Consider the following 6,183-nt stretch of genomic DNA (forward strand, 5'->3'; position numbering starts at 1 on the left):
CCCGAGCGGATGATCCCCAGCAGCGCCGCGACCAGCGCCGGACCACGCGTCACGCACAGCCCCACGCGCCGCTCCGCGCCCACGCCGCGCGCCACCAGCCGCGCAGCCAGCGCAGCCGACCACGCTTCCAGTTGCGCATACGTCAGCGACGCATCCTCGCAGCGCAGTGCCAGCGCATCCGGCGTGCGCCTTGCCTGCGCCGCCAGCGCCGCGCCGAGCGATTCGAACGGATACCGCTGCAGCGACGCTTCGCGATGTTCCGCCGGCAGCAGCAGCGCACCAACCCGCCGCTCCACGCCCTCCGCCATCTGCGCCAGAATCGCTTCGTACTGCGAGGCAATCCGCTCGACAGTCCTTGCATCGAAAACATCAGCCGCATAGTTGAACATCAAGCGCAAGCCGCACCCGTCGTCCACGACGTTCAACACCAGATCGAAACGCGCGGTATCGGTGCCGCCCGCCTCCGGCTCCACGACGAGGCCTGGCATCGCGACGGACGCTTCGCTGGTCGCCTGCTCGAGGTTGAACATCACCTGGAACAGCGGCGAGCGGCCGAGATCGCGCTCGATGCGCAACGCGTCGAGGATGCGGCTGAATGGCACCGCCTGATGCGCATGCGCTTCGAGCACACGTGCATGCAGTCCGGCGAGCAGCGTGCCGCACGGCATGGCGCCGTCGACGTCCACGTCGATCACCAGCGTGTTGACGAAAAAGCCGATCAGCCCTTCCGTCTCGCTGCGCTGCCGCCCCGCGGAAGGCACGCCGATGCGCACGCCGGACTGCCCGCCGTAGCGGTACAACAACGCGGCATAGGCGCCGAGCAGCACCGTGAACAACGTCGTGCGCTGTGCACGCGCGAGTTCGCGCAAGCGGTCGGCCAGTTGCGGATCGACATCGCACCGGCTGCGTCCGCCTTCGATGCCGCGCACTGCGGCGCGTGGCCGGTCCAGCGGCAATTCCAGCGCGGGACGCTCGACACCCAGGCGTTCCGTCCAGTACGCGAGATCGTCAGCGAGTGCGCCATCGCGCCATTCGTTCTGCCATGCGGCAACGTCACCGAAATGGATCTCGACGGGCGGCAGCGCGCTGGACAACGCCGCGCCCTCGTCTGCTAGCGCCGCGCGATACAGCGCCGTCAGTTCCCGGACGAGCAGCGACTGCGACCAGCCGTCAGACACGATGTGATGCACGACGATCGACAGCGCATGGCGATCCGCGCCCACCGCTATCAGGTCGACACGCAACAACGGCCCTTGAACCAGATCGAACGGCTCGCGCGCCGCCGCACGCAGCGTGTCGCGCAGTTGCGCGGGATCGTCGAGTGCATGTTCACGCCACAGGTAACCCGCGTCGTCCGCGATGCATTGCGCCGCGACGCCACGCGTCTCGACGAAGCGTGTGCGCAATGCGCCATGCCGGGCGACGAGCGCGTCGAACGCCCGGCGTAGCGCGCGCACGTCGAGGCGGCCCGTCAAACGAACCGCGCGCGACAGGTTGTACGCGGGGCTCAGCGGATCGAGTTTCCACAGAAACCACAGCCGCTCCTGGGCGGGCGCGAGCGGGTAGTACCTGGCGGTAGAAGCAGAGCCGCCGGCTTCATCGGTGTCGCGCAACAGCGGCACAATCGGCAGGCGCGCAGGATCGACGCCCTGCTCGACGGCCTTTTCGCGAAAGCGCCGCCGGCGCTCCGGCGAAAGTGCCGCGTACTTGCGTGCGATCGTGAGCGCCTGGCTCGCCGCGCCGGCATCGGCTACGGCTGCAGCCGGCGCGGTGGCCAGTTCGTTGCGGGTCGTGGTCAGCATGTTTTCAGTTTGCATAGGTAAGCGCGCGCCTCAATCGAGCGCATCGAACAGGCCATCAAGCGTCTGCAGTTCATCTTTTCCGGCACCGTGCAACGACGCGTCGCCTGCCGAATCGCCCGTGAGCAGCGCGGCCAGCAGCGCCGGCGTCGGATTCTCGAACAGCGCGGCAAGCGCGACCTTGCGGCCAAGCCACGCCGACAGCCGCGCGGCCAGGCGCACCGCCGCGAGCGAATGGCCGCCGATGGCAAAGAAGTCGTCGTTCGCGCCGATCCGCGCGACGCCGAGCACGTCGCCAAAGAACCGCGCGATCTTCGCTTCGGCCTCGCCCGCCGGCTCGACCCACGGTGCGTCGCTCTCCGGCGCCGTATCGAAACGCGCGAGCGCATTGCGGTCCAGCTTGCCGTTCGCGGTGCGCGGCAACGCCCCCACTTCGTAAAGCGCAGCTGGGATCATGTAACCGGGCAGGCGCGCTGCAAGCGTCTGCCGCCAGCCGGCCGGCAGCGCGCGCGACACGCCGACGACATACCCCACCAGCCGTGCCTGGGCTTCGCCTGCGCCCGGGACGAGCGCGACCGCTGCGTCGAGCACACCGTCGCAGCCGCGCAGCGCCGCCTCGATCTCGCCGAGTTCGATCCGGTAGCCACGCAGCTTCACCTGCTGGTCGATCCGGCCCAGGCATTCATATTCGCCGTCGGGCCGCTCGCGGCACAGGTCGCCGGTGCGATACATCCGCGCGCCTGGCGTCCCGTACGGATCCGGCACAAAACGCTCAGCGGTGAGCCCCGCCCGGCCGAGATAACCGCGCGCGAGGTTGTCGCCGCCGATGCACAACTCGCCGACACCGCCTTGCGGCGTCAACTGGCCGCTCGCGTCGACAATGCGCAGCGCGTTCGCATGCAAGGCGCGGCCCACGGTGACGGGTGCGCCCTCGGAGACGCGGGCACAACTCGACCAGATCGTCGTCTCGGTCGGGCCGTACAGGTTCCACAAATCGACACCGCACTGCGCAAGCTGACTCGCCAGATCGGCGGGCAGCGCCTCGCCGCCCGCGATACCGGCGAGCCGTCCGCGCGCCGGACCACGCCAGCCCGATTCGATCAGCAGACGCCAGCCGCTCGGCGTTGCCTGCATGAAGCTCGCGCCGCTGTCGTCGATCAGGCGCGCCAGCGCGGCGCCGTCCGCCACCGTCGCCGCGTCGGCCATTTCAATGCAGGCACCTTGAATCAGCGGCAGACAGAACTCGAGCAACGAGATGTCGAACGACGGCGTCGTGACGGACAGCAGCACGTCGTCCTGTTGCAGACCCGGCGTGATGCCGACGCTCGCCAGCAGCCGCGCCAGCGCCCCGTGCGAAACCGCGACGCCTTTCGGCCGTCCGGTCGACCCGGACGTGTAAATCACATACGCGAGTTGTGCGCCGCTGCACGGCAACGCCGGCGGCGGTACGCTCGCTGCCGCATCGGCGGACTGGCCCGCTTCGATCACGATGCGGCTGTCGAGCGAGTTACCGAGTCGCGCGCGGCCTTCCGCGTCGGCGACAACCCGCGTGATGCCCGCATCGTCCAGCATGTCGCGCAGGCGTTCGGCCGGGAACGACGGGTCGAGCGGCACATACGCCGCGCCGCTGCGCCACACGCCGAGCATGCTCGCGATCAGTGCCGGCGAGCGGCGCATGCAGACGGCCACGCGCTCTTCGCAAACCACGCCGCTTGCACGCAAGCGTGAGTCGATTGCGGCGGCCCAGCGGGCGAGCGTCGCGTAGTCGAAGGCCTCACCGTTTTGCCGGACCGCGATCCGCTGCGGTGCGCGCGCGGCAACGGCAGCGAAGCGTTCGTGACAGGCTTGCAAGCCCGGCTCGGGCAACGGCTCGGCGTGCGGTGCGCCGCGCCGCGCCGCGAGTTCGCCGACAAAGCGCGGCGCACGCTCGCCGTCGTCGGCCAGTTGCTCGAGCACGGTGAGGTATTGCCGCTGCAACTGCTCGACCTGGATGCGCTCGAGACGCCGGTTGTCCCAACTCCATTGCAACTCGATTCGCGTGGCCGGCAGGATCGTCAGCGTCAGCGGATAGTGCGTGCGCTCGAACGAATCGACGTGGCCGACGCGCAGCGCGTCGATTTCCGCGGACGCCGCGCGAGCGGCAACCGGATAGTTCTCGAACACGATCAGACTGTCGAACAACGCATCGCCGCTGCGCCCCGCCCACTGCTGCAACGACGACAGCGGCGTGTGCTCGACTTCGCGCATTTGCAGGTTGTACGCCTGCAGTTCATCGAGCCAGGCCGAGACTGTGACGTCGCCGGGTACGGCTGCGAACACAGGCAGGCTATTGATAAAGAGTCCGAACATCTCCTCCGATTCGGGCAACGAAGCCGGCCGCCCCGACACCGTGACGCCGAACGCCACCGACGGCTTGCCGCTCAGCCGCGCGAGCAGCACGGCCCAGGCGCCCTGCATCAGCGTGTTGAGCGTCACGCGATGCCGTTGCGCGGCACGGCGCACCAGCGCATCGAGCGGCGCGTCGAGCTTGACTGCAATCTTGCGGGGCACGCTCGCGGCCGCGTCACGCGGCGCAGCGAGACTCGCGGTCAGCGTGCCGGCATCGGCGGCGGCTGCGAGCCGCTCGCGCCACCAGTCGCGCGGATCGGGCTGCGTTGCAAGCCATTCGACGTAACGCCGGTACGGCGGCGGCATACCCGCGGCTGCGCGCCAGTCGTTACGGGCCGGGACGCCGAGCGCGCGCCCGTAGTCATCGAACACCTCGGCGAGCAACCGCGCACCGCTCCAGCCGTCCGTCAGCACATGATGATGCGTGCGGACGAGATCGAAGCGGCCATCCGTACGGCGGAACACGTTGACGCGCATCAGCGGGGCCCGAGACGGATCGATCCCTGCCGCGAGATCGGCCGAGCGCCAGGCGGCAAGGCGCGCATCGTAGTCCTGCGCATCGCGCCAGTCGTGCACCGCGAACGGCAGCACGGCTTCGCGCTCGACAATTTGTAGCGCCGCTTCGCCATGCCGCCACTCGAAGCGCGTGCGCAACATGTCGTGCCGCGCGATAGCGGCCTGCCAGGCGGCGCGCAGCGCGGCGGCATCGAGACGGCCGTCTAGCGTCAGTTGTATCTGATTCACATAGACGCCCTCGCCCTGCTGCAATTCGCTGTGATACAGCAAGCCCTGCTGCAACGGCGTGGCCGGGTAGATGTCGGCGACGCCGCCCAGTTGCAAGCCCAGCGCCCCCAACTGCGCCTGATCGAGGCCCGACAACGGGAAGTCCGAGGCCGTCGCGCCCGGCGGCGAGGCAACGCAATGCGCGATCAGCGCGTCGACGTGCTTGTCGAACGCGGCGACGATGCGCTCGACAGTCCCGCGATCGATCCGCGCCGGGTCGAAACGCCAGTGCAAGCGCAGCGTGTCGCCCGTGACAATGCCGTTCAGATCGAGCGCGTAGTCGAGACGAGCGCCGGCTCCCTGGCTGCTGCCCGCATCGTCGGAGCTGAAGGCGAAACGCGACGCCGAGTCGAACGACTGATCGAAGCGCCCGAGATAATTGAAGCTGACCGCTGGGCGCTGCCGGGTGCCGTTCGCGTTGAGCAGGCCCCAATGCAAGCCCTTGTTCGGTACGGCGCGCACCCGCTCCTTCACGGCGACGAGCGCTTCGCCCGGCACCGCCGGCGAGGCGGGCAGCACGACCGGGAAGCGCGTCGTGAACCAGCCGACGGTGCGGCTCAGGTCCGCGCCGTCGATCACGTCCTCGCGGCCATGGCCTTCGAGTTCGACCGCGACTTCAGTCGCGCCGCTCCATGCACCGAGTGCCTGCGCGAGAGCGGCGAGCAGCAACTCGTCGACGCGCGTGCGGTAGGCGCGCGACACGTTCTGCAGCAGGTTGCGCGTGCGGCCTGCATCGAGTGTCCAGTCGATCGTTCCGCTATCGACGACGCGCGTGCCCGCGGCCGGGCGTAGCGGAAGTTCCGGGGCGGCGTCGAGGACGCCCAGCGCCTGTTGCCACCAACGGGCTTCCGACTGGACGGCGTCGGACTTCGCATACTGATAGAGCGCGCGTACCCATGCACGCCACGACATGGACGGTGCGGGAAGCGAGATGGGCTCGCTGCGCTCGGCCTGGTCGTAGGCTGTTTGCAGCTCCTCCAGCAGCACGCGCCATGACACGCCGTCCACTGATAGATGGTGGATCGCGATCAGCAGGCGCGTTTCCTCCGGCGTCTCGAAGTGGCCTACGCGCCACAGTGGGCCGGTTTCGATGTCGAGACTGGACTGGATGCGTTCGCATGCGGCGGCTAGCTCCGTTAGTGAGGATAACTGTTCGTGTCGGACTATGACTGCTTGCTGTGCTTGCTGTGCTTGCTGTGCTTGCTGTGCTTGC

The 6,183-nt window shown here is 68.8% G+C and carries 2 protein-coding genes; both read right to left on the reverse strand.

The genetic code is table 11. The features are described 5' to 3' along the window. Positions 1–1,817: condensation domain-containing protein (locus tag BLQ92_RS39070; RefSeq protein WP_244896723.1), on the reverse strand; the 1,817-nt coding region annotated here is incomplete at its 3' end. A 15-nt stretch (positions 1,818–1,832) separates the two neighbouring features. Then, a partial coding sequence (locus BLQ92_RS39075) for a non-ribosomal peptide synthetase (RefSeq protein WP_143016757.1) occupies positions 1,833–6,183 on the reverse strand: 4,351 nt, incomplete at its 5' end.

This window comes from Paraburkholderia phenazinium (assembly GCF_900100735.1).
Classification (GTDB): domain Bacteria; phylum Pseudomonadota; class Gammaproteobacteria; order Burkholderiales; family Burkholderiaceae; genus Paraburkholderia; species Paraburkholderia phenazinia.